Source organism: Kosakonia sp. LAM2021 (genome assembly GCF_016620385.1).
Classification (GTDB): domain Bacteria; phylum Pseudomonadota; class Gammaproteobacteria; order Enterobacterales; family Enterobacteriaceae; genus Kosakonia; species Kosakonia sacchari.
The window spans coordinates 315,564-338,623 of sequence record NZ_JAENHT010000003.1; the positions used below are offsets into that span (position 1 = coordinate 315,564).

Below are 23,060 nucleotides of genomic sequence, written 5' to 3' on the forward strand. Positions count from 1 at the left end.
ATACGAGTACGCTTCATACAGATAAAAATCCTCCAGGAGAGAAACCATGAAGTGGCAACAACGTGTTCGTGTCGCGACTGGCCTGAGTTGCTGGCAGATTATGTTGCACGTACTGATTGTAACGCTGCTGGTGATGGGCTGGATGAGCGGCACGCTGGTGCGTGTTGGCTTAGGGCTGAGTGTGCTGTATGGCATCTCCGTGCTGCTGATGCTGTTTCTCCAGCGCCACCATGAAGCGCGCTGGCGCGAGTTCGGCGATGTGCTGGAGGAGCTGACCACCACCTGGTATTTTGGCGCCTCGCTGATTGTTATCTGGCTGCTCTCCCGTATATTGCAAAATAACTATTTGCTGGCGGTGGCCGGGCTGGCGATCCTCGCGGGACCGGCGGTGGTGTCGCTGCTCACCAAAGAGAGAAAACTTCCTGCTAAATCCTTCGGCCTGCATCAACGCGGCAGCGCAGCCAATCCTCACGATCACCGCTAATGCAGTAAAACAGACGGGCAAACAAACCTGCCCGTACGCAAGCCGAAAAAGGAATCACATGATTTTGCGTCTGAACAGCGCATACGCCGCCGATCCGGTGGTCGCCGCAATCACCAGCAGCGGCCACAAACTCTGCCAGACAATCGTAAAGCTGGCGTCCTTCAGGTAAATCTGCTTGGTAATATCGGTAAAGTGGCGGATCGGATTCGCCCAAGTGAGATCCTGCAACCAGACCGGCATATTCTCCACCGGCGACACATAACCGGAGAGCAAAATCGCCGGCATCATAAAGACAAACACGCCAATAAATGCCTGCTGCTGGGTCGAGCAGAGCGACGAGATCAGCAAGCCAAAACCCACCAGCGACAAGCCATACACCAGCATAGTGAAATAGAACAGCAGCAGCGAACCGGCGAAGGGGATTTTATACGCCAGAATACCCACGCCGAGCACAATCGTTGCCTGGAACGTGGCGACAATCAGCGCCGGCACCGCTTTACCGACAAAGATTTGCCACGTCGCCAGCGGTGAAACCAGCAGTTGATCGAGCGTGCCTTGTTCACGTTCACGCGCCACCGACAGCGAGGTGACAATCATCACGCCGATAGTAGTAATCATCGCAATCAGCGACGGCACCACAAACCATTTGTAATCGAGATTCGGGTTATACCAGTTGCGCACGACCAGCTCGCTGTTGTTCGGTTTTTCCCGTCCGCTGAGCAACTCCTGTTGATAATCCTTGACGATCTGCTGCAAATAATTGGCGGCGATTTGCGCGCTGTTCGAGTTACGCCCATCCAGAACCAACTGCATCGGCGCGGTAACGCCGCTGTCGAGATTGCGCGAGAAATCCGCCGGGAAGCGCACCAGCAACAGCGCTTTTTGCGTGTCGATGGTTGGGCGAATTTCTTGCGGGCTGTTCAGCAACAAAACGTGGGTAAAGGCTTTCGCACGGGCAAAACGCTGGGTCAGTTCGACGGCATGTTTGCCGTTATCTTCGTTGTAGATAGCGATCGTTGCGTTGGTCACTTCCAGCGTGGCGGCGAAAGGAAACAGCAGCACCTGAATCAGCACCGGCAGGATCAAAATGGCGCGGGTTTGCGGCTCGCGCAGCAGCGATTGCAACTCTTTGCGGATAAGCGTCAGTAAACGGTAAAACATGGCTTTTCCTTAATCCAGTCTGCGTTTGGTTTTCAGCCACGTCAGGCCAATAAACATCACCGCCGAGGCGATTAAAAACAGCACGTTCACTACCAGCACTATCGGGATATTGCCCGCCAGAAACAGGCTTTGCAGGGTGCTGACAAAGTAACGAGCCGGAATAATGTACGTCACCACACGGATAATGGCGGGCATGCTGTCTATCTGGAAAATAAACCCGGACAGCATAATCGACGGTAAAAACGCGGCGTTAAGCGCCACCTGCGCGGCGTTAAATTGATTGCGTGTGACGGTGGAAATCAACAGCCCCATGCCTAAGGTGCTGAGCAAAAACAGGCTGGTAATAAAAAAGAGGATCAGCAGCGAGCCGCGATACGGCACGCCGAGAATAAACACCGACACCAGCATGCACAGCCCCATCGCCAGCATGCCAAGAAAGTAATAGGGAATGAGTTTGCACAGCAGCAGTTCCGCGCGGGTGATTTCGGTGGAGAGCAGCGCTTCCATGGTGCCGCGTTCCCATTCGCGCGCCACCACCAGCGAGGTGAGGATCGCGCCAATCACCGTCATGATAATGGTCACCGCACCAGGGATAATAAAATGCTGGCTGATAGCCGCCGGGTTAAACCAGTAGCGCGTCTGCACATCGATCAAAGGCTTGAATGTTTGCCCGCTGTCTTCCGCGCGTTGCTGCTGCCAGAGTTGCCAGATGCCTTCGACATACCCCTGCACAAAGTTGGCGGTGTTCGGTTCGCTGCCATCGGTTATCACCTGAACCGGCGCGCTGTCGCCTGGACGCGCCATTTGCGCGGCGAAGTTCACCGGTAACACCACCAGCCCGCGAATGCGCCCGGCCTGCATCATCTGAATTAACTGCTGACGGTTATCGCTGATGGTGGCATCAATATAAGGCGAACCGGTCAGCGTATGGGTAAAATCCAGCGCCTCTTCGCTGTGCTGTTCAAGCAGTACGCCCACGCGTAATTTGCTGGAATCGAGGTTAATACCGTAACCGAAAATAAACAGCAGCAGCAGTGGGATCACCACCGCAATCAACCAGCTACTCGGGTCACGCACAATCTGGCGCGTCTCTTTCACGCATAACGCGCGCACGCGCCGCCAGGAGAGGGCTTTAACGCTCATCGTGATGCTCCTTATCCCAGTTGTGGATAAGCGTTATAAACGCGTGCTCCATGGTCGGGTCCGGGTGATCCGCATCGGCGGTTTGCGCCTTCAGCGCATCCGGCGTGCCGCTGGCAATTAACTTCCCGCGATAGACCAGCCCAATGCGATCGCAATACTCCGCTTCATCCATAAAGTGGGTGGTCACCATCACGGTGACGCCTTTTTCCACCATGCTGTTGATATGCAGCCAGAACTCGCGCCGCGTCAGCGGATCGACGCCAGAGGTGGGCTCATCCAGAAACAGAATATCCGGTTCATGCATCAGCGAGCAGGCCAGCGCCAGCCGCTGCTTAAAGCCGAGCGGCAGTTCGTCGGTGGCATGACTGGCGATACTTTTCAGCCCGAAAGCCTCGCTCATGCGGTCGATTTTGTCGTTCTGCGCTCGCCCGCGCAGGCCGTAGACGCCGGAAAAGAAGCGCAGGTTTTGTTCCACCGTCAGGTTGCCGTAGAGGGAGAACTTCTGCGCCATATACCCCAGGTGCTGGCGCGCTTTGCCGGAGCTGACTTTCAGATCCATATTCAACACCAGCGCCTGGCCATCAGTCGGCACCAGCAAACCGCACATCATTTTGAAGGTAGTGGATTTCCCCGCGCCGTTCGGGCCGAGCAGGCCAAAAATCTCCCCGCGTTTGACGGCGAAATTGACATTATCGGTCGCGGCGAAATCGCCAAACTTTTTGGTCAGCGATTTAGCTTCAATTACCGTCTCTTGCGCGCTGCCTTCAACCGTATGCAGAATCGCCCCCAGCGGTGATTCGGAAGTGCCCGCGCCGCCAAGCAGGTCGATAAAAGCATCTTCAAAGCGCGGCGCGGTCTCCTCGATCTCCAGAGCGGGCATCTTTTCAGCCTGTCGCAGATCCTCGGGCTGCGCCCCTTTTTTCAGGATCATACGCACCGAGCGGCCCTGGATCATGCCGTCGCTGACCTGCGGCTGCTTAAGAATGCGGCGCAGCAAGCGCCGGTTATTTTCCTCGGCGCTGGTGACGAGGAAACTGCGTCCGGCCATGGTCTTTGTCAGCGCTTTCGGCTCGCCCTGATACAGCAGTTCGCCTTCGTTCATCAACAACACATCGCGGCACTGCTCGGCTTCATCAAGATACGACGTGCTCCAGAGGATCAGCATGCCATCGCCTGCAAGTTCATGCACCATCTGCCACAGTTCACGGCGGGAAATGGGATCGACACCCACACCCGGTTCATCCAGCAACAGCACTTTCGGTTCACCCACCAGCGTGCAGGCCAGCCCCAGCTTTTGTTTCATGCCGCCGGAGAGTTTCCCGGCCAGTCGCCCGGTAAACGGGGCGAGGGCGGTGAATTCCAGCAGCCGTGCAAACGTCTGGCGGCGCTGCTCACCGGTAACGCTGCGCAAATCGGCATACAGATTGAGGTTTTCCATGACCGTCAAATCTTCATACAGGCCAAACTTCTGCGGCATATAGCCGAGCATGGCATGCAGCTCGCTGTCATTGGCTATAGGATCGAGACCCATTACCTGTGCGCTGCCCTCATCCGGGCGCATCAGCCCGGCGAGCATGCGCATCAACGTGGTTTTTCCGGCGCCATCCGGCCCGACAAGGCCGGTGACATATCCCGCTTTGATGTCACAATCCAGCCGCGCGACGGCGGGTTTTTCCATTCCGGCAAAGCGCTTAACCAGGCCGTGCAGGTGGATAGCCGCGTCACTCATGGCGCGCCTCGCCGCTAAAGCGCAGCGTAACGGGCATCCCCTGGCGCAGGCTGTCATCGGCATCGGTCACAATAATGCGCAGGCGATAGACCAAATCGGTACGCAAATCCGGGGTTTCAACGGTTTTTGGCGTAAATTCGGCGGTGGGTGAAACAAAGCCAATTTTGCCGTGATAAGGCTTATCCGGGCGGCCATCGGTATACAGCAAAACTTCTTGCCCCGGCTGCGCCTGGTGCAAATTGCGTTCACCCACGTAGGCGCGAACCCATACCGGGCGCGTCAGAGAAAGGGTTAATACGGTGCTTCCGGCGTTGAGCATGCTGCCGGGTTCGACGGCGCGCGTCAGGACCGTGCCGTTACTTGGCGCGATAAGCGTGGTGTCATGCAGATCCAGTTGCGCCTGCGCCAGCGCGGCTTCGGCCTGCTCAAGGCTGGCTTTCGCCTGGGCGATTTCCTGCGGGCGATTACCGGCGCGGTACTGGCTCAGTTTATCTTGTGCCGATTTCAGCGTTGCCTGGGCCTGATCCCGTGACGAGCGGGCATTTTCCAGGTCGTTTGCCGAAATCGCCCGGCTTTTCATCAGCCCCTGCTGGCGCTGAAAGAAGTTCTGCGCGTAATCATACGCCGCTTGTGCCTGACGCACGGCGGCGACAGCCTGGGCTATCTCTTCATCACGGTAACCGGCAGTCGCCAGCGAATATTTTGCCTGTGCCGTTGCAACATTGGCCTGTGCCTGCAACAGTGCGTTTTCGTAGGGCGCTTTGTCTATTTCGCCAAGTGTTTGCCCGGCGCTTATCGCATCCCCTTCATCCACGTTCAGCGCAGAGAGCCGTCCGCCAACGCGAAAACTTAAATTCACCGTGCGGATGTCGACATTCCCGTACAGGGTGAGCGTGCGGTCTTGCTTGCTTTGATACCACATCCAGCCGCCGCCCAGCGCGGCCAGTACCACCACAACTATCACTACCACGACGATGGTTTTTTTCATCACGTTGAACTCCTGTTCGTTAATCCTTGCAAGATAAGATCGATATGACAGGTGATGACCTGATAAATCAGTGTCGCTTTCTCTTCATCAAACTGCGTCCAGCCGGCGCGCAGCAAAATGGTTTCCCGTCCGAGGCGAAAGGCGAGGATCTGGCCGATAAGCGCATGGGTATGAATAATGGTTTGCGTATCTTTGGCGTCGCGCCCGGTGTAGGCGGCGAGCAGCGCCGTAAAGTGGCTGTGCAGCGGCGCAATCACCTGGTCATGCACCAACTGGTAAGCGCGCGTCGGCGAGAGTTGCTCGCGGGAGATAAATTTGCTCAGGTTGAGCGTCTCGTCATGGGTGAGCAGCACAATCATATTTTTACAGGCGCGGTGGATAAGCTCGCGAATGGCGGCTTTATCCGGTGTAGGCTGGGCGAACAGCTCTTCGGCGGCTTGTACATGCGGGCGAAAATTGTCGCTGATGAAATCGGCAATCCACTGCGCGCAGGCGAGATATAAATCCTCTTTTGAGCCAAAATAGTAAGTGATCGCGGCGATGTTCTGCCCGGCTTGTGCGGCAATATCCCGCGTGGTGGCATGCAAGCCATATTCACCAAATTGCGCCAGCGCGGCGGCAATCAGCTGGTTTCGGGCCTGTTCACCCCGGCTGGTGGTCGGTGTTGTATGCATGGCAGTGATGAGAGTTAATCAATCGATTGATTAACTTTATGGCTAAATTTTAGGCTTGTCCAGTTAGCGGTGCGTTAATATCGCGCATTCCGCTCCCGGAGGGATATTTTATGCGTGTGATCACAAAAGCTGATACACTCCGCCCCTTCATGACATTGTGGTTTTTGTCATCAGCCAAATTATTATCTCCTCGAAAACTACACCTGTTCACAGGTCGGGGCGGTGTGGAGTTGTTATGTCTTTTGATGCCCTTGGCCTGAACCCGGAAATCCTGCGCGCTGTTGCCGAGCAGGGTTATCTTCAGCCGACCCCTATTCAGCAGCAGGCTATCCCGGCGGTGCTGCAAGGCCGCGATCTGATGGCGAGCGCCCAGACCGGCACCGGTAAAACTGCCGGTTTTACGCTGCCGTTGTTGCAACGCCTGATTCAAAACGAGCCGCACGCCAAAGGCCGTCGCCCGATCCGTGCGCTGATCTTAACGCCCACCCGTGAGCTGGCGGCGCAGGTAGGTGAAAACGTTCAGGAGTACAGCAAATACCTGAATATCCGCTCGCTGGTAGTATTCGGCGGCGTGAGCATTAACCCGCAGATGATGAAGCTGCGCGGCGGCGTTGACATCCTGGTGGCGACACCGGGGCGTCTGCTGGATCTGGAACACCAGAACGCGCTGAAACTCGATAGCGTGGAAATCCTGGTGCTGGACGAAGCCGACCGCATGCTGGATATGGGCTTTATTCACGATATTCGCCGCGTGCTGGCAAAACTGCCGCCGAAGCGTCAGAACCTGCTGTTCTCCGCGACCTTCTCTGATGAGATCAAACAGCTGGCGGAAAAGCTGCTGCGTAATCCGCTGGAGATCGAAGTGGCGCGGCGCAACACCGCCTCTGAGCAGGTGACGCAGCATGTGCATTTCGTCGATAAAAAACGCAAACGGGAACTGCTGTCGCAGATGATTGGCGAGGGCAACTGGCAGCAGGTGCTGGTCTTCACCCGCACGAAACACGGCGCTAACCACCTGGCGGAGCAGCTTAATAAAGACGGCATCACCAGCGCGGCGATCCACGGCAATAAGAGCCAGGGGGCGCGTACGCGTGCGCTGGCGGATTTCAAATCTGGCGACATTCGTGTGCTGGTCGCGACCGACATCGCGGCACGTGGGCTCGACATTGAAGAGTTGCCGCATGTGGTGAACTACGAACTGCCGAACGTGCCGGAAGATTACGTGCACCGTATTGGCCGTACCGGCCGTGCAGCGGCGACCGGCGAAGCGCTGTCGCTGGTCTGCGTTGACGAACATAAACTGCTGCGCGATATCGAACGCCTGCTGAAAAAAGAGATCCCGCGCATTGCCCTTGACGGTTATGAGCCGGATCCGTCGATCAAAGCCGAGCCGATCCAGAACGGTCGCGGCCAGGGCGGCGGTCGTCAGGGCAGTGGTCGCGGGCAGGGCGGCGGTGGCCGTGGTCAGTCTGCACCGCGGCGCAGTGAAGGCGAAGGACAAGGACAGAAACCGCGTTCACCGCGCCGCGCCGAAGGTGGCGCTGCGAAGCAAGAGGGTGGACGCCGTGGTGAAGGAAGTGCGAAGCCAGCAGGCGGACGCCGTCTTGATGGCGGCGCTGCGAAACCAACCGGTGGACGTCGTCTTGATGGCGGCGCGGCGCCGGCGGGCAACCCGTCTCGCCGTCGTCGCCCGCGTAAGCCTTCTGCCGCCGAGTAATTAGCGATTAAAACGCGCCAGCCAGTTCTGGCGCGTCTCTCTGGCCCGCTGTGCGATGCTCGCTTGCGGGTCAGAGTTAAAACCGTGATATGCCCCCGGCCAGACATTCAGTTCCACCTCAACTCCCGCTCGCATTAACCGCTGCGCATACGCCATATCTTCATCAAGAAACAGATCCAGCGTGCCAACGCCAATCCATGTCGGCGGTAGCCCTGCCAGGTCATCGGCGCGCGCCGGAGCGGCATACGGCGATACGTCAACACTTCCGGGTTCACAGCCAAGCAGCGCATGCCAGCCAAACGCATTGTTTTCCCGCGTCCAGATAAATTCGCCCGTCACCGGGTTTCGCTCTGTCTCCACCACCGTACGATCATCGAGCATCGGGAACATCAGGTTCTGAAACGCCAGTGTCGGCCCACCGCGATCGCGCGCCAGCAGCGCCAGAGCGGCGGCAACCCCCGCGCCTGCGCTGTCGCCCATCAGACCAATATTGTTGGCATCAATGCCTAATTGCGCCGCGTTTTCCGCCATCCACACCAGCGCGGCATAGCTGTCATTAAGCGAACCGGGAAAGCGGATTTCCGGCGATAAGCGGTAATCGACAGAGACCACCACGCAGTCATGGCGCGCGGCTGTCGGGCGGGTGAGCGACAAAGATTGTTCGGGGCTGCCAAACAGATGACCGCCGCCGTGCAGATGCAAAATCCCCATCCGGTTGGCGCGACGTGTCGTTGGGGCGATCACGCGTACACGCACGGCGGGTTCACCGCTGACCCCCGCAATATGCTGTTCGTGCATCGCCAGTGAAAGCCCATCATCAAGATGCATAGCTTGCAGCGCGACTTGCTGGCGCTGCTCGCGTAGGGCGGGAAGTGCGTCGGCTTTCAGTGTGGAAGGTATCCAGGATTGCAGGGCGGGGCGAAGCTCGGGGTCAACCAGATGCCATGTACTCATGCGTAAACCTTTATCGTCAACAGGCCAAAATAAGAGAAGCGCCGTAGCGCTTCCCGGTTTTAACCTTACAGCACTTCGCCATTGCTGGCGATAACCTGTTGATACCAGCCAAAACTCTTCTTCTTACTGCGCGTGAGCGTACCGTGACCGTCGTTGTCTTTATCGACATAGATAAAGCCGTAGCGTTTTTTCATCTCACCCGTCCCGGCGCTAACAATGTCAATTGGCCCCCACCACGTGTAGCCCATAATGTCGCAGCCATCTTCAATCGCTTGCGCCATGGCTTCGATATGGCGACGGCCATAATCAATGCGGGCGTCATCGTTAATTTGCCCGCTGGCGTCCGGTTCATCCACGCCGCCATAACCGTTTTCAACAACGAACAGTGGCTTACGGTAGCGATCCGCCAGTTCATTACAGACAATGCGAAAACCTTGCGGGTCAATCGGCCAGCCCCATTCGGTTTTCTCCAGATACGGGTTGTCCAGCCCGGCCGTGCCGCCGGTATCAATGCGGAACTGGCCGCCTGCCTGGTGTAACACGCTGCGATAGTAGCTAAAGCCAAGATAATCAGAAGGGTAATCTGCCAGCAGTTGCAGGTCGCCATCGGCTATCTCCAGTTTTACGCCCAGTTCTCGGAACAGACGCGGCGCATACGCCGGGTATTGCCCGAACATCATCACATCCGAGAAGAACAGCGAACGGCGGCGCAACTGCATGGTCGAGAAGATGTCTTGCGGGTTGCTGGTTGCCGGGTAGACGGTGCTCAGCGACAACATGCAGCCGATTTTCGCCTCAGGGATAATCTCGTGGCATAACTTGTTGACCAGCGCGTTAGCGACAAACTGGTGATGATTGGCCTGCCAGATCGCCTGCGCACCGGCATCGGCATCCACTGCGCCGGTGGCGAACGGCATACGGTTCATGTTGTTCAGCTCGTTGAAGGTCATCCAGTATTTGACCTTGCCTTTGTAGCGGCGAAATACCGTTTCGCAGTAGCGGCTAAAAAAGTCAATCAACTGGCGGTTTTTCCAGCCGCCATACTCCTGATACAGCGCCAGCGGCGTTTCGTAGTGTGAGAGGGTTATAACCGGCTCAATGCCATATTTTCGCAGCTCATCGAACAGCGAATCATAAAACGCTAAACCGGCTTCGTTGGGCGTGGTTTCATCGCCGCGCGGGAAAATGCGCGACCAGGCAATCGAGGTACGAAAACATTTAAAACCCATTTCGGCGAACAGCGCCACGTCCTCTTTGTAGCGGTGATAAAAGTCCACCGCGTCGTGGCTGGCATAGTAAAGGTTGGGGTCAATCACCGCATCGTGTTTGCCGGAGGCGATACCGCCGCGTACCACATCGGCGATGGACGGTCCTTTGCCATCTTCATTCCACGCACCCTCTGCCTGGTTGGCGGCAATTGCGCCGCCCCATAAGAAATCTTTGGAAAAAACAGACATATCTACTCCTTAATCGGCTAAGTCTTCGCCGTTCGAGGCGATCAGTTTTTTATACCAGTGGTAGCTTTTCTTCAGCGAACGCGCCTGCGTGCCGTTGCCCATATCGTCCTGATCGACATAGATAAAGCCGTAGCGTTTGGAGATTTGCGCCGTGCCCGCGCTGACCACATCGATTGGCCCCCACCAGGTGTAGCCGAACAGATCCACGCCATCGGCGATGGCCTCTTTCATCTGCTCAACGTGCTGGCACAGGTAATCGATGCGGTAATCGTCATCAATAGAACCATCCGGGTTGACGGTGTCCACCGCGCCCAGGCCGTTTTCGGCAATAAACAGCGGCTTCTGGTAACGGTCATAGAGCTGATTGAGCGCCAGGCGCAGCCCTTTCGGATCGATTTGCCAGCCCCACTGGCTGGTGGGCAGATGCGGGTTGCGGATACCGCCAGTTATCATGTTGCCTTCCGCGCCTTCCAGTTTTTCCGGGTGTGCGCTGACGGTGCTCGACATGTAGTAACTAAAGGAGACGAAATCGACCGGGTGCTGGCGCAGGATCTCATCATCGCCGACCACTTTTTGCAGCGTTACGCCTTTTTCAGCCAGCATGCGGTCGGTGTAGGCGGGGTAATAACCGTGCGCCTGCACATCGCTAAAGAACAGCGACACGCGCTGCATCTCTTCGCACGCCTGCAAATCATCCGGGTGACAGGTGTGCGGGTAGAGCATCTGGTAGCTGATCATGCAGCCGACCTGCGAGCCGGGAATAATGTTATGGCAGACTTTGGTCGCAAGGGCACTGGCGACAAACTGATGATGCGCGCCCTGGTATTTATCCTGCTCCAGATGCGGGTTGTCCTCTTCGATCACGCCCACGCTGACATACGGGTGATGCTTCACGCAGTTGATCTCGTTAAAGGTCATCCAGTATTTCACTTTCTTGCGATAGCGGGTGAATACCGTGGTGGCGAAACGCACATAGAAATCCACCAGCTGGCGGTTCGGCCAGCCGCCGTAATCAGTTACCAGCGCCAGCGGCATTTCATAGTGTGAGAGCGACACAATCGGCTCGATACCGTGCGCCAGCAGCGTGTCGAACACCTCATCGTAAAATTTCAGCCCCGCTTCGTTGGGCGTGGTTTCATCGCCGCGCGGGAAGATGCGCGTCCAGGCGATCGACATGCGGAAGCATTTGAAACCCATGCCGGCAAACAGCGCGATATCTTCTTTAAAACGGTGGTAAAAGTCGTTGCCTTTGCGCTTCGGATAATATTTTTGGCTGTGCGGATCCTGCGCTTCCCGTATCTGCGCGTGGGTCATGCCCAGCCACTGATCGAGCCAGCGCTCACGCGGCGTGCTGCTATCGAAGGTGTAAACATCCGAGACGGAAAGCCCTTTGCCGCCTACATTCCACGCGCCTTCCAGTTGGTTGGCGGCGGTTGCGCCACCCCATAAAAACCCTTCCGGAAATGCTTTTGAAAATGCCATGCCTCTGCTCCTTATGCCGCGCTTGCGGTCAGTGTGAGAAATGCGTCCCGGCTGGCGACATCGCCATTCACTTTCACCGGGCTGATATCGCCGTATTGTTCGCTGTTAGTGACCACCACAATCACGCTGGGATCGATGCCTGCGGCCTGCAATGCGGCCAGATCGAAGCTCACCAGCAAATCACCGACCTCCACGTTTTGCCCGGCAGTTATATGGCTGGTGAAGTGTTTGCCGCCGAGTTTCACCGTGTCGATGCCGATATGAATCAGGATCTCCGCCCCGGTATCGCTTTGCAGCGCCAGCGCGTGATGCGTTTCAAACAGGGATTCCACCGTGCCGTTGACCGGCGAACGCAGCTCGCCGCTGGTGGGATAAATGGCGATCCCTTTGCCGAAAATTTCATCGGCAAATACTGGATCGCTCAGGGTATTAAGCGGTTTCAGTTCGCCGCTGACCGGCGCGAAGAGTTTCTCTTCGCTGCGCGCAACCGGCATCGGGCTGACACCTGCCACCACGTTCTCTTCAAAACCAAGCACCACGGTGACAATAGCCGCACAGACAAAAGAGATAGCGATGCTGACCAGCGCCCACACAAACGTCGGGCCAACCAGCGCCGGCAGGCCGGGCAAACCGCTTAGCGCGAAGGCATAAGTTTTGACGCCCATCGCCATCGCGAATCCGCCGCCGCAGGCACCACCAATAAGCGCGGCGGCAAACGGGCGTTTGTAGCGAATGTTGATGCCGTACATCGCCGGTTCGGTAATGCCCATCACGGCGCTGAAACTGGTGCTCAACGCCAGTGATTTCAGCTTCTTATCGCGGGCGCGCAGGAACACACCAAATGCCGCGCCCGCCTGGCCGAGGTTGGCGACATAGAAAAGAATTTTGAACGGGTCAAAGCCCATGGTGCTGATGTTGTTGATCATGATGGGCACCAGCACGTAGTGCATGCCGGTGATGATGATCATCGACAGCGTGCCGCCAACCACCACACCTGCCACGATCCCGGCGTTTTCCACCAGCCAGATAATGCCGCTGGAGAGCGCGTTCCCGGCGAAAATCCCCAGCGGGCCGATGGCGATCAAGGTGATGGGCGTGACGATAACCAGGCTTAACAACGGCACGAACATGGTTTTCAGCACGCCGGGCATGATGCGATCTATTAGCTTTTCCACCCGGCTAAGCAGCCAGACGGCGAGCAGGATCGGGATCACCGTGGAGGCGTAGTTCACCGTTGGCACCGGCAGGCTCATAAAATGGACCGGCGCGCCAGATTTAAACAGTGTCTGAATCGCCGGGTGGAAGAGGGCGGCAGCCAGCGCAACGGCCACGTAAGGATTCGCGCCAAATTTACTCGCCGCGCTGAAGGCCAGCGCCAGCGGCATGAAGTAGAACACGCCATCGCTGATGGCGAGCAGGATTTGGTACGTCTGATTACTGGTTTCCAGCCAGTGCATCGCCACCATCAGTGCCAGCACGCCTTTCAGGATCCCGGCTCCGGCAATCGCCGGAATGATCGGCGAAAAGATACTGGATAACCCTTCGAGCACCAGCGACACCGGGTTGCGGCGTTTTCCGGATTGCGCTGCGCTGGTGGCGGAAACCCCCGGTAATTTCGCCAGCAAGGCATCGCACAGCGGTGCCACGTCATTACCGATGATGAGTTGATACTGATCGCCAGAAATGTTTACGCCAATCACGCCATCCAGCGCCTCCAGCGCGGCACGATCGGCTTTATCGTTATCTTTCAGCAAGAAACGCAAACGGGTGATGCAGTGAAACAGTGACAGAATATTGCCCTTGCCGCCGATCTTGTTGATTATCTGCTGCGCGGTATCCTGATAGTTCATGGTCATTCCTCCAGACTGACACCTGCGTGGCAGGTGCCATAACAATTACCGGTTACCCACCGGCGCTTTGTTCTTCTGGGGTTTGCCTGATTTAACAGTAACAAGCCTGGAAAGAATTTATACTTCGGGTCGCAGGCGCGACCTTGTTACCTTACGACTCTGTCCGCTGCACCACATTTTCGATGTGCACGGTCAGGTAGAGTTTTTCCGAATTGCTCATCGTGTGGTGATAATTTTTGCCAACAAATTCGTTAATCGCGTCAACGCATTTCAGGGTGGTTTGATAACGACGCTGCACCATAGCGAATAATTCTTCGTCGTCATTATTTAACACCACACCATCAATCACCCGTTGGGCGAAAAACTTTAAATGAGTAATGAAACGCTGGTAATTCAGGCTGTGCTCGTCGAGCGGCAGGGTGAAAAAGTATTTAACGATATTCTGTAGCTGATAAATAAGCCGTGTAATTTTTGTGGTTTTACCCATCGTATCATTCAGCCCGGCATTCACAATATGCAGCGCAATACTACAGGCTTCACTGTCGGGTAATAGTGTGCCGGTACGCGCGACAATCATACCGAGAGCCTGGCGGCCAATGGCGTACTCTTCGGTATAGAAATGGCGCACTTCCCACTCTAACGGATTGGGTAAAACTTCATTTTTTTCCGTGCGTTGTAGCGCAAAGTACAAGTGATCGGCCAGCGTCACATACAGGCCTTCACTTAATTTATGTGCAAGCGTAGATCGCGCCAGCGCGACAATATCGGCGGTGAGTTGCACTATTTCCACCGGCACTTCGCTGACCAGATCTTTAAAACGTGCGGAGACTTGTGAGTCCTGCAAATGGAATATTTTTTCGATGGCTTGCGCATCGACGCGCGCACCGCTTTGGGTATTAAACCCTAAGCCGCGCCCGGTCAGAATAACCTCAAGGCCATGCTCATCAATGGCGCTGACAACGTTATTATTTAATATTTGTTTGACCAGCATCGCCAACTCCTGCAAACAAAAACGGGCAAAACGTAAATACAGCAGCGAGCGGATGTCGCCCTCATTCTCTGCATTTAGGTTTTGCCCGATATTCGGTAACAAGCGTAATGCAGGTAAAAACTAGCATTGCCTGAATAAATGATCAACGCGGCCTGAACGGCAATAGTGAATGGATCTGCCAATTTGTGATCGGCGTTGTGAAAAATATCCTGTATCAGAATGATGACGCACAGGATATGCGGGCGCGCTTCCGGCATGGCAAAAAGGGTTACCCTACGGGCGCTAAAAATGCAACAATAGTGGCTGTTTATACAGTATTTCAGGTTTTCTCATGGCCCTTACCGCCGCGCTAAAAGCGCAGATTGCCGCCTGGTATAAGGCGTTGCAACAACAGATCCCGGACTTTATTCCCCGCGCGCCGCAGCGGCAGATGATTGCTGACGTGGCGAAAACGCTGGCGGGGGATGAAGGGCGTCATCTGGCGATCGAAGCGCCAACCGGCGTGGGGAAAACGCTCTCTTATTTGATTCCGGGTATCGCCATCGCGCGTGAAGAGCAAAAAACACTGGTGGTCAGCACCGCGAACGTGGCGTTGCAGGATCAGATTTTCAGTAAAGATCTGCCGCTGCTGCGCAAAATCATCCCGGACTTACGCTTTACCGCCGCGTTTGGCCGTGGGCGCTATGTCTGTCCGCGCAACCTGGCGGCGCTGGCAAGCAGCGAGCCGAACCAGCAGGATCTGCTGGCGTTCCTGGACGATGAACTGACGCCGGGTAACCAGGAAGAACAGAAACGTTGCGCGGCGCTGAAAGCGGATCTCGACAGCTATAAGTGGGACGGCCTGCGCGATCACACTGACAAGGCGATTAACGATGATTTGTGGCGACGGCTCAGCACCGATAAAGCCAGTTGTCTGAACCGTAATTGCCACTACTACCGCGAATGTCCCTTTTTTGTCGCGCGCCGCGAAATCCAGGAAGCGGAAGTGGTGGTCGCCAACCATGCGCTGGTGATGGCGGCAATGGAGAGCGAGGCGGTGCTGCCGGAGCCAAAAAACCTGCTGCTGGTGCTCGATGAAGGCCACCATTTGCCGGACGTGGCGCGCGATGCGCTGGAGATGACGGCGGAAATCACCGCACCCTGGTATCAGCTTCAGCTCGATCTGTTCACCAAACTGGTGGCGACCTGCCTTGAGCAGTTTCGCCCGAAAACGCTGCCGCCGCTGGGGACACCGGAGCGGCTCAACGCGCATTGCGAGGAGCTTTACGCGCTTATCGCGTCGCTTAACAACATTCTCAACCTTTATCTTCCGGCGGGTCAGGAAGCGGAATATCGCTTCGCGATGGGTGAGCTGCCCAATGAAGTGATGGAGATTTGCCAGCGGCTGGCAAAATTGACGGAGATGTTGCGCGGGCTGGCAGAACTGTTCCTCAATGATTTAAGCGAGAAGACGGGCAGCCACGACATTGTGCGTTTGCACCGGGTTATTTTGCAGATGAACCGCGCGCTGGGCATGTTCGAAAGCCAGAGCAAACTCTGGCGGCTGGCCTCAATGGCGCAGGCGTCCGGTGCGCCGGTAACCAAATGGGCCACTCGTGAGGCGCGTGACGGGCAGCTGCATCTGCTGTTCCACTGTGTGGGGATCCGCGTGAGCGATCAGCTGGAAAAGCTGCTCTGGCGCAGCGTTCCGCACATCGTGGTGACCTCGGCGACGCTACGTTCGCTGAATAGTTTTAATCGTCTGCAAGAGATGAGCGGTTTAAAAGAGAAAGCCGGGGATCGCTTTGTCACGCTTGATTCGCCGTTCAACCATGTTGAGCAGGGAAAAATTGTTATTCCGCAGATGCGCTACGAGCCGCTGATGGAAAACGAAGAGCAGCACATTGCGGAAATGGCTACCTGGTTTCGCGAACAGGTTGAGAGTAAAGCGCATCCCGGGATGCTGGTGCTGTTCGCCAGCCAGCGCGCGATGCAGCTGTTTTTAACCTATGTCGCGGACTTGCGTTTATTGCTGCTGGTGCAGGGCGATCAGCCGCGCTATCGGCTGGTGGAGCTGCACCGCAAACGTATTGATAACGGCGAGCGCAGCGTGCTGGTGGGGTTGCAGTCATTCGCCGAAGGGTTGGATCTCAAAGGTGATTACCTGACGCAGGTTCACATCCATAAAATTGCCTTTCCGCCTATCGACAGCCCGGTGGTGATCACCGAAGGTGAGTGGCTGAAAAGCCTGAATCGCTATCCTTTTGAAGTGCAGAGCCTGCCCAGCGCGTCGTTTAACCTTATTCAGCAAGTGGGGCGGCTTATTCGTAGCCACAGTTGCCGTGGCGAAGTGGTTATTTACGATAAACGGCTGCTGACCAAAAACTACGGTAAACGGCTGCTCGACGCGCTACCTGTGTTTCCTATTTCACAACCGGCAATGCCGGACGTTATAGTGAAGAAACCTGTGAAAAAAGCAGAACAGAAGCGTCGCAAACGCCGTTAACGATGTGAGCCCGCAAGGAGTCGCTATGGATTACCGCAAAATTATTAAAGAAATTGGTCGTGGGAAAAACCACGCCCGCGATCTGGATTTCGATACCGCTCGTGGCCTGTACTCGCAGATGCTGAAGGGGGAAGTGCCGGATCTGGAGATGGGCGGCATTTTGATTGCCCTGCGTATCAAAGGGGAAGGGGAAGCGGAAATGCTCGGTTTTTACGAAGCGATGCAGCAGCACACCCTGAAACTGACGCCGCCGGTCGCGAAGCCGATGCCGATTGTGATCCCCAGCTATAACGGCGCGCGCAAGCAGGCGAACCTGACGCCACTGTTGGCCATATTGCTCAACAAACTCGGTTTTCCGGTTGTGGTGCACGGCGTCACGGAAGATCCGACGCGCGTGGTGACGGAGAGCATTTTCAAACTGCTGGGGATTGACGCCACGCTACACGCCGGCCAGGCGCAGGCGAAGCTGGAGGGACATCACCCGGTCTATATTCCTGTGAGCGCACTCTGCCCACCACTGGAAAAACAGCTGGCGATGCGCTGGCGGATGGGCGTGCGCAACAGCGCGCATACGCTGGCGAAGCTGGCAACGCCGTTTGAAAAAGACGCCGCGCTGCGTTTGTCCAGCGTTTCGCACCCGGAGTACATCACGCGGGTGGGGAAATTCTTTGCCGATATTGGCGGACGCGGCTTGCTGATGCATGGCACTGAGGGTGAAGTTTATGCCAACCCGCAACGGTGCCCGCAAATTAACCTGATTGATGCGCAGGGTGAGCGCGTGCTCTATGCGCGTGACGATGCTGCACCAGCGGTAAGTGACGGAGCAGCGAAAGACGCGGAAAGTACTGCGCGCTGGACAGAACGCTGCCTCGCGGGAAGTGAAGCGGTGCCGGCGTCGCTCAAAATTCAGCTCGCCTGCTGTCTGGTGGCGACGGGTGAAGTGGCGACACTGGAAGAGGGGCTGGCGCGGGTTGCGCAAAGTTTCTGACGAAAAAAAGCCCGTCACATTTCTGGACGGGCAAAACAGGGTAACAACAGGGTTAATGAGGGTGGAGCACTCAGGCAGGGGGTTAATTTGCCGGGGGTAAAACGCGTGTTTCGGTTATTTGTAGATAACCGCGGTGCCGCTCAGTTTGTTATTGCCTGTCGCGGACGTGATGCTGTAGCCCGTTGCTCCAGCGGCTTGTGCTTTCTCTGCCAGTTTGGCTTCCAGTCCGTCCAGCGTGGTCGCGCCTTCAGCGGATACAACACCAATTTTATTCAGATTATCTGCCTGGGCAGCGGTAACTGATTGTGCCGCGAAAGCACCGAAAGAGAGGGTAGACAGCGCGATAGCAGCAACAGCATATTTGATGGTTTTCATAGTTAATTTCTCGCAGGTTATTCTGTATGGGGGACAATGTTCCGTCGATGTGATGAGTATCACGGTTTTTGGCGGGAGATAAAATCGAAGAGAATTGACGGCCTTGTTCTAAAAAATTGAATAAAGGCTAATTTATTGAATTTAAATATATTTAAGGATGAAAATAACGCAATTTGCCGCCGCTCGGGCTGGCACCCATTTTTGCGGCACATTTTGCTACGTTCAGGGCGGGGTTTTGTGGATGTAAAGGCAACCGCTTGCGCTGGTTACAGGCGTCAGGAAAGGTCAACGTAGCTGGCTGTCTTTCGAACCTCTGCGATTATATCCTGCAAATGTAGAGTTATGTGAATCTTTCTCCTGCTGGCAGGTAATGCATAAGCGTACGCCGGGAATCGCTTTACGCCGGGCTTCCGGGATCGGTTCTCCGCACTCTTCGCAAGCCTTTAAACTTTCGCCGGAAGGTAAACCGCTGCGCGCTCGCGCTACGGCATCATCAATGGTGCTGTCGATTTGCTGCTGCACTGCGCCATCATTTGCCCAACCTGAAGCCATAATGTGTTCTCCTGAGCCAAAAGCATAATTATAGCAAACCGCCCGGCGGCGCTGATGTCGGGCCGGGCGAACGGTAAAATTATTGCCCGGCGAAGAGGGCTAACGGTTGTCCGGGCGCGTCAAATCGAAACGCTGCGCTTCGCTAATGCCGTAATAGGCTGAAGGGCCGCCTGCGCGTAACACCGGCTGCGCCTTTGCTGTCTGGTAGATACCGTTTTCCAGTAGCGTTTCATCGATATGCACGGCAACCACTTCACCGAGCACCAGCCAGCTATCGACCGGCGTCCCGTCTGCGGCGGTCAGTTGAATACACTGAGAAAGACGGCATTCGAAGTTGACCGGGCTTTCCGCCACGCGTGGCGTCCTGATGATTCGACTGGCCGTGGGCGTCAGACTCGCACGGGCAAACTCATCTTCGCCGTGCGGTAAAGAGGCGGACGTTTCATTCATCGGTACCGCCAGCGCACGCGTTGTCAGATTCCAGACAAACTCTTTGGTTTCGCTAATATTGCGCACACTGTCTTTCCAGCCGCTGCTGGCAAAGCCGATAATCGGCGGGCGATAATTGAAGCAGTTAAAAAAACTATACGGGGCGAGATTCTGTCGACCCTGGCCATCCAGCGAGGCGATCCAGCCGATGGGGCGCGGGCCAATAATGGCATTTAGTGGATCATGGGGTAGACCATGACCTTTTGCAGGTTCATAAAAATACATAGCGCTTTCCGGTCGTTAAAAACAGATTCTTCAGCCTCACTTATTTACCCGACCATCGTCAACGGGTATCTTACGCCGCTGCTAACAGGAGAATGCCATGAATGCCCAGAAGCCGGGTCTGCACCCGCGTAACCGCCATCACAGTCGCTACGATCTCGACGCGCTGTGCGCCGTGAACCCGTCACTGCGCGCGTTTCTTACCACGAACCCGAATGGTGAGACGACCATCAATTTTGCCGAGCCGCAGGCAGTTAAAGCCCTGAACAAAGCGCTGCTGGCGCAATTCTATGGTGTGCGTGAGTGGGATATCCCGGATGGCTTTCTCTGCCCGCCTGTTCCAGGGCGTGCGGATTACGTTCACCATCTGGCGGATGTGCTGGCGGAAAGCAACGACGGCAAGGTGCCGACGCAGGCCAGTGTGCTGGATATCGGCACTGGCGCAAACTGTATTTATCCGCTAATTGGTGCGCATGAGTATGGCTGGCGCTTTACCGGCAGCGAAGTTAACGATCAGGCCTTTGCCAGCGCACAGGCGATCATCAACGCCAACCCCGGGTTGAGCCGTGCGGTGCGGTTGCGTCGACAGAAAGATCCGGCGTCGATTCTCACCGGCATTATTCATAAAAATGAGCAGTACGATGCGGTGCTCTGCAACCCGCCGTTTCACGACTCTGCGCAAAGCGCGCAGGCTGGAAGCGAGCGTAAGCGCCGCAACCTCGGGCAATCAGCCAGCGACGCCGCTAACTTTGGTGGTCAGCAACAGGAGTTGTGGTGCGAAGGCGGCGAAGTGGCTTTTATCAGCAAGATGATTGCTGAAAGCCAACAGTTTGCGCGCCAGGTGTTGTGGTTTACCTCGCTGGTGTCTCGCGGTGATAACTTGCCCGACCTTTATCGCGCGTTGACCCAGGCCGGCGCCGTGAAAGTGATGAAAAAAGAGATGGCGCAGGGCCAGAAGCAGAGCCGTTTTATCGCCTGGACGTTTTTCGATGAGGCCCAGCGTAAACGCTGGGCGCAGTCGCGTTTTAAAGGGTAGGTTCTGTCGGCGGTGGCGGGCTGGCGGGCGGCGCTGGCTGTGTTGCGCTTTCCGCTGCCGGTAACATCTGGTATGTCTGCACCGGCGGGCGCACGCCCGCGCGGTCGAAGTGCTTTTTCACCATCGTGTCGAGGGCGAAACGCACCGTCCACTGTTTCAGCGGCAGGGTAGTGCAGGTGACGCGAAGCGTGAAGGCCGTGTTGGTAAGCCCAACCAGCCCGGCGAACGATGGTTCGCCAATAATCAAGCCGCGGATCTCCTCCTGCTCCATCAGTTCCGCCACAGCATCTTTTAACGCCTGATTCGCTTTATCGGTGTCCTCCTGGCGATTCACGTCATAATTCGCCACCACCGAGCCAATGCCGCGCACAAAGTTGGCGAATGTGGTTATCGAGGACCACGGAATGATGTGGTACGCGCCGGTATCCTGACGTACGCCAACGGAGCGAATCGACATCCGTTCTACGGTGCCGGTTAGCGGGCCGATAGTGACCAAATCCCCGGTATTCATGCCATTTTCAAACTGGATGAAAATGCCGGTGATAATATCTTTCACCAGCGTTTGCGAACCAAATGAGATAGCCAGCCCGAGCGCCCCGGCCCCGGCCAGCAATGGTGCGATGTTGACGCCAATTTCCGACAGCACAATCATCACCGTTATGGTGCTTATCACCACCGCCAGCGCATTGCGAAACAGCGTCAGTAGTGTGCGGGTGCGCGCGCTTGGCAACGGGCGACCGTGAATATCCGACGCCAGCCGGTTTTCAATAATACTGGCGAGCAGCGTCCAGCCCACGGCGGAGAAGAAGAGGATTAAGGCAATACGGATCAGAATATCGACGGTTTTCTCACCGGCGCCGTAATTCAGCCAGTGCCAGACATCAAACAGTCCCCAGGCGTTCAGCAGCAGCATGATCGTTGCGCAGACCACCAGAATCCGTGCGGCTTTTAACGACGCTGAGAGCCAGCCATTGAGCCGCTTTTGCAGTTCGGGATAGTTGCGCTGTACCGGTGGCGACAGAGTGATGGTTTTATTCAACCAGCGTGACAATACACCAGAAAGAAACGCGGCAATGCTCAGGATCGCCAGGCTATTGACCGTGGCGCCCATCATAAATTTCAGGCTGTTGCCGGGATCGAACAGCGAAAAGAAAAACAACACAATAAAGTAAGCGCTGGCGAGCCAGTGCCAGATCAACGCAAACGCGCGGATAAACAAGCTAAAAAAGGCCAGCGAGTGATCCGCCAGGGCAATCAAGTTGTGCTGAATTTGTCGCTTATTATGAAAAATAAGGTACAGCGCCCATACGGTAATGCAGAGCATGATCACCACATTCGCCAGTGCGCCAAACTGCACGTTGACCTGATTGGAAATAATTGGCACTGCAACCAGCAAACCGTAGCCAATCAGGCTGCTCAGCGCACTCAGGCGCAGATGCCAGTAGCGGGCGGTTTCGTCGGTAATACGAAATGGGCGCAGATCGGCAATACGCGGGCAGAAAACCAGCCGCAAAATTGCTTTAAAAAACTCAATCAGCGCAAAAGCGTTCAGAAACAGGCTTTGTTGAAAGGCGATGGTGCTGTTACCTGCGTTAAGGTTGGCGCTAAGTAACTGACCGACAAATATCGTCAACGCCAGCAGCATCAGGTCAATAATAAACGCGCTGATGATCATTGAGGGTAGTTGCAACCAGTTACTGCGGTCGCGGTTTTTACGCCGTCCCCAGGCGCCCATTTTGCGATACAGCGGCAATACCGCTAAGCGAACAAGAAACCAGAAAGCAAAAACCAGCGCGGCCAATAGCAGAAAATGGCTGGCGGCGTTGCTGAAGGTCTGCGGGTTAAAAGCTTTGTGAGGCGAACCGGTGATATTGCGATACAGCTGAGCAAAACGAGATGCCAGTGCATTGCCATAATGTTCGCTAACCTCGGTCACGTTTTCCAGTACCGTTTTTTGCTCTTTCACCTCCGGCGGGGTGAGTTCCGGCACGGGCTCCTGTGCTGGCGCGGCGGCAACTTTACGCAACTGCTCAATCAGTTCCTTGCGCGAATCATCGTTTTCCAGCACGTCCGCAAGTGCGGCATAAGCGGCCTTTTTCTGCTCGACACTGGGCTCACTCGTTTGCGTCGCAGGCGCAGGCGTGGTTGTCGCAGAGGTAATGCCGGGTATTGTTGCTGCCTGTAACGGCGCGCACCACAACCCAATCAATAGCAGGATCCACGGCATGTGCTCCTCCGGTGAGAAAGTCCAGCAAAATGATAAGTATAGATGCGGTAGCGCAG

Annotated in this window: 19 protein-coding genes; 5 read left to right on the forward strand and 14 right to left on the reverse strand. The window is 56.0% G+C overall.

The genetic code is table 11. The features are described 5' to 3' along the window. The first annotated feature begins 46 nt into the window (after positions 1-46). On the forward strand, positions 47-484 hold the full coding sequence (locus tag JKP81_RS10325; RefSeq protein ID WP_200551646.1) for a YbhQ family protein: 438 nt from the start codon (positions 47-49) through the stop codon (positions 482-484). Positions 485-538: 54 nt separating this feature from the next. Here JKP81_RS10325 and JKP81_RS10330 read toward each other — a convergent pair whose 3' ends face one another. Genes JKP81_RS10330 through cecR form a run of 5 tightly spaced genes read right to left on the reverse strand, consistent with a single transcriptional unit; the run spans position 539 to position 6,179 of the window. Then, entirely contained in the window at positions 539-1,645 is a 1,107-nt protein-coding gene (locus tag JKP81_RS10330; protein ID WP_200551647.1) for an ABC transporter permease, read from the reverse strand. 9 nt (positions 1,646-1,654) lie between these two features. Further along, entirely contained in the window at positions 1,655-2,788 is a 1,134-nt protein-coding gene (locus tag JKP81_RS10335) for an ABC transporter permease (protein WP_200551648.1), read from the reverse strand. Further along, complete coding sequence (locus JKP81_RS10340; RefSeq protein ID WP_200551649.1) at positions 2,778-4,517, reverse strand: ATP-binding cassette domain-containing protein; 1,740 nt, start codon at positions 4,515-4,517, stop codon at positions 2,778-2,780. The genes JKP81_RS10335 and JKP81_RS10340 overlap by 11 nt, the downstream gene beginning before the upstream one ends. After that, positions 4,510-5,505, reverse strand: coding sequence for a secretion protein HlyD (gene hlyD, locus JKP81_RS10345; RefSeq protein WP_200551723.1), 996 nt, complete (start codon positions 5,503-5,505; stop codon positions 4,510-4,512). Before hlyD ends, JKP81_RS10340 begins: the two co-directional genes overlap by 8 nt. Then, positions 5,505-6,179, reverse strand: a complete 675-nt coding sequence (gene cecR, locus JKP81_RS10350) for a transcriptional regulator CecR (protein WP_200551650.1) — start codon at positions 6,177-6,179, stop codon at positions 5,505-5,507. Before cecR ends, hlyD begins: the two co-directional genes overlap by 1 nt. Before the next feature lie 235 nt (positions 6,180-6,414). On the opposite strand from cecR, the gene rhlE reads away from it, so the two are divergent. Continuing rightward, positions 6,415-7,896: an ATP-dependent RNA helicase RhlE gene (rhlE, locus tag JKP81_RS10355; protein ID WP_200551651.1), complete on the forward strand. Its 1,482-nt coding sequence runs from the start codon at positions 6,415-6,417 to the stop codon at positions 7,894-7,896. Here the strand turns inward: rhlE and JKP81_RS10360 are convergent, their stop codons facing one another. The 5 genes from JKP81_RS10360 to licT all read right to left on the reverse strand — a co-directional run bounded on the left by JKP81_RS10360 (position 7,897) and on the right by licT (position 14,630). Beyond that, the gene (locus JKP81_RS10360) at positions 7,897-8,850 is read right to left on the reverse strand and encodes an alpha/beta hydrolase (protein ID WP_200551652.1); all 954 of its coding nucleotides are present in this window, start codon (positions 8,848-8,850) and stop codon (positions 7,897-7,899) included. Between the two features lie 65 nt (positions 8,851-8,915). Continuing rightward, complete coding sequence (locus JKP81_RS10365; RefSeq protein WP_200551653.1) at positions 8,916-10,307, reverse strand: glycoside hydrolase family 1 protein; 1,392 nt, start codon at positions 10,305-10,307, stop codon at positions 8,916-8,918. 9 nt (positions 10,308-10,316) lie between these two features. Next, a complete protein-coding gene (locus JKP81_RS10370; RefSeq protein ID WP_200551654.1) occupies positions 10,317-11,789 on the reverse strand; it encodes a glycoside hydrolase family 1 protein in 1,473 nt (490 codons plus the stop codon). An 11-nt stretch (positions 11,790-11,800) separates the two neighbouring features. Next, a complete protein-coding gene (locus tag JKP81_RS10375; RefSeq protein ID WP_200551655.1) occupies positions 11,801-13,639 on the reverse strand; it encodes a beta-glucoside-specific PTS transporter subunit IIABC in 1,839 nt (612 codons plus the stop codon). A gap of 151 nt (positions 13,640-13,790) precedes the next feature. Further along, entirely contained in the window at positions 13,791-14,630 is an 840-nt protein-coding gene (gene licT / locus JKP81_RS10380) for a BglG family transcription antiterminator LicT (protein WP_200551656.1), read from the reverse strand. Positions 14,631-14,961: 331 nt separating this feature from the next. Here licT and dinG point away from each other — a divergent pair, with 331 nt between their 5' ends. Continuing rightward, positions 14,962-17,115, forward strand: coding sequence for an ATP-dependent DNA helicase DinG (dinG, locus tag JKP81_RS10385; RefSeq protein WP_200551657.1), 2,154 nt, complete (start codon positions 14,962-14,964; stop codon positions 17,113-17,115). A gap of 25 nt (positions 17,116-17,140) precedes the next feature. After that, the gene (ybiB, locus tag JKP81_RS10390) at positions 17,141-18,103 is read left to right on the forward strand and encodes a DNA-binding protein YbiB (protein ID WP_200551658.1); all 963 of its coding nucleotides are present in this window, start codon (positions 17,141-17,143) and stop codon (positions 18,101-18,103) included. A 114-nt stretch (positions 18,104-18,217) separates the two neighbouring features. Here ybiB and ybiJ read toward each other — a convergent pair whose 3' ends face one another. The 3 genes from ybiJ to JKP81_RS10405 form a co-directional block, all read right to left on the reverse strand. After that, positions 18,218-18,478: a DUF1471 family protein YbiJ gene (ybiJ, locus tag JKP81_RS10395; protein ID WP_200551659.1), complete on the reverse strand. Its 261-nt coding sequence runs from the start codon at positions 18,476-18,478 to the stop codon at positions 18,218-18,220. A gap of 285 nt (positions 18,479-18,763) precedes the next feature. After that, entirely contained in the window at positions 18,764-19,030 is a 267-nt protein-coding gene (locus JKP81_RS10400) for a DksA/TraR family C4-type zinc finger protein (protein WP_086871712.1), read from the reverse strand. Positions 19,031-19,129: 99 nt separating this feature from the next. Continuing rightward, positions 19,130-19,744 carry a flavin reductase family protein gene (locus JKP81_RS10405; RefSeq protein ID WP_200551660.1) on the reverse strand — a complete coding sequence of 205 codons (615 nt, stop codon included), beginning with the start codon at positions 19,742-19,744 and terminating at the stop codon, positions 19,130-19,132. 97 nt (positions 19,745-19,841) lie between these two features. On the opposite strand from JKP81_RS10405, the gene rlmF reads away from it, so the two are divergent. Next, positions 19,842-20,777 (forward strand): 23S rRNA (adenine(1618)-N(6))-methyltransferase RlmF, encoded by a 936-nt coding sequence (gene rlmF, locus JKP81_RS10410; RefSeq protein ID WP_200551661.1) that lies wholly within the window; start codon positions 19,842-19,844, stop codon positions 20,775-20,777. Here the strand turns inward: rlmF and ybiO are convergent. Continuing rightward, positions 20,767-23,004, reverse strand: a complete 2,238-nt coding sequence (gene ybiO, locus JKP81_RS10415; RefSeq protein WP_200551662.1) for a mechanosensitive channel protein — start codon at positions 23,002-23,004, stop codon at positions 20,767-20,769. The genes rlmF and ybiO overlap by 11 nt on opposite strands. Positions 23,005-23,060 lie beyond the last annotated feature (56 nt).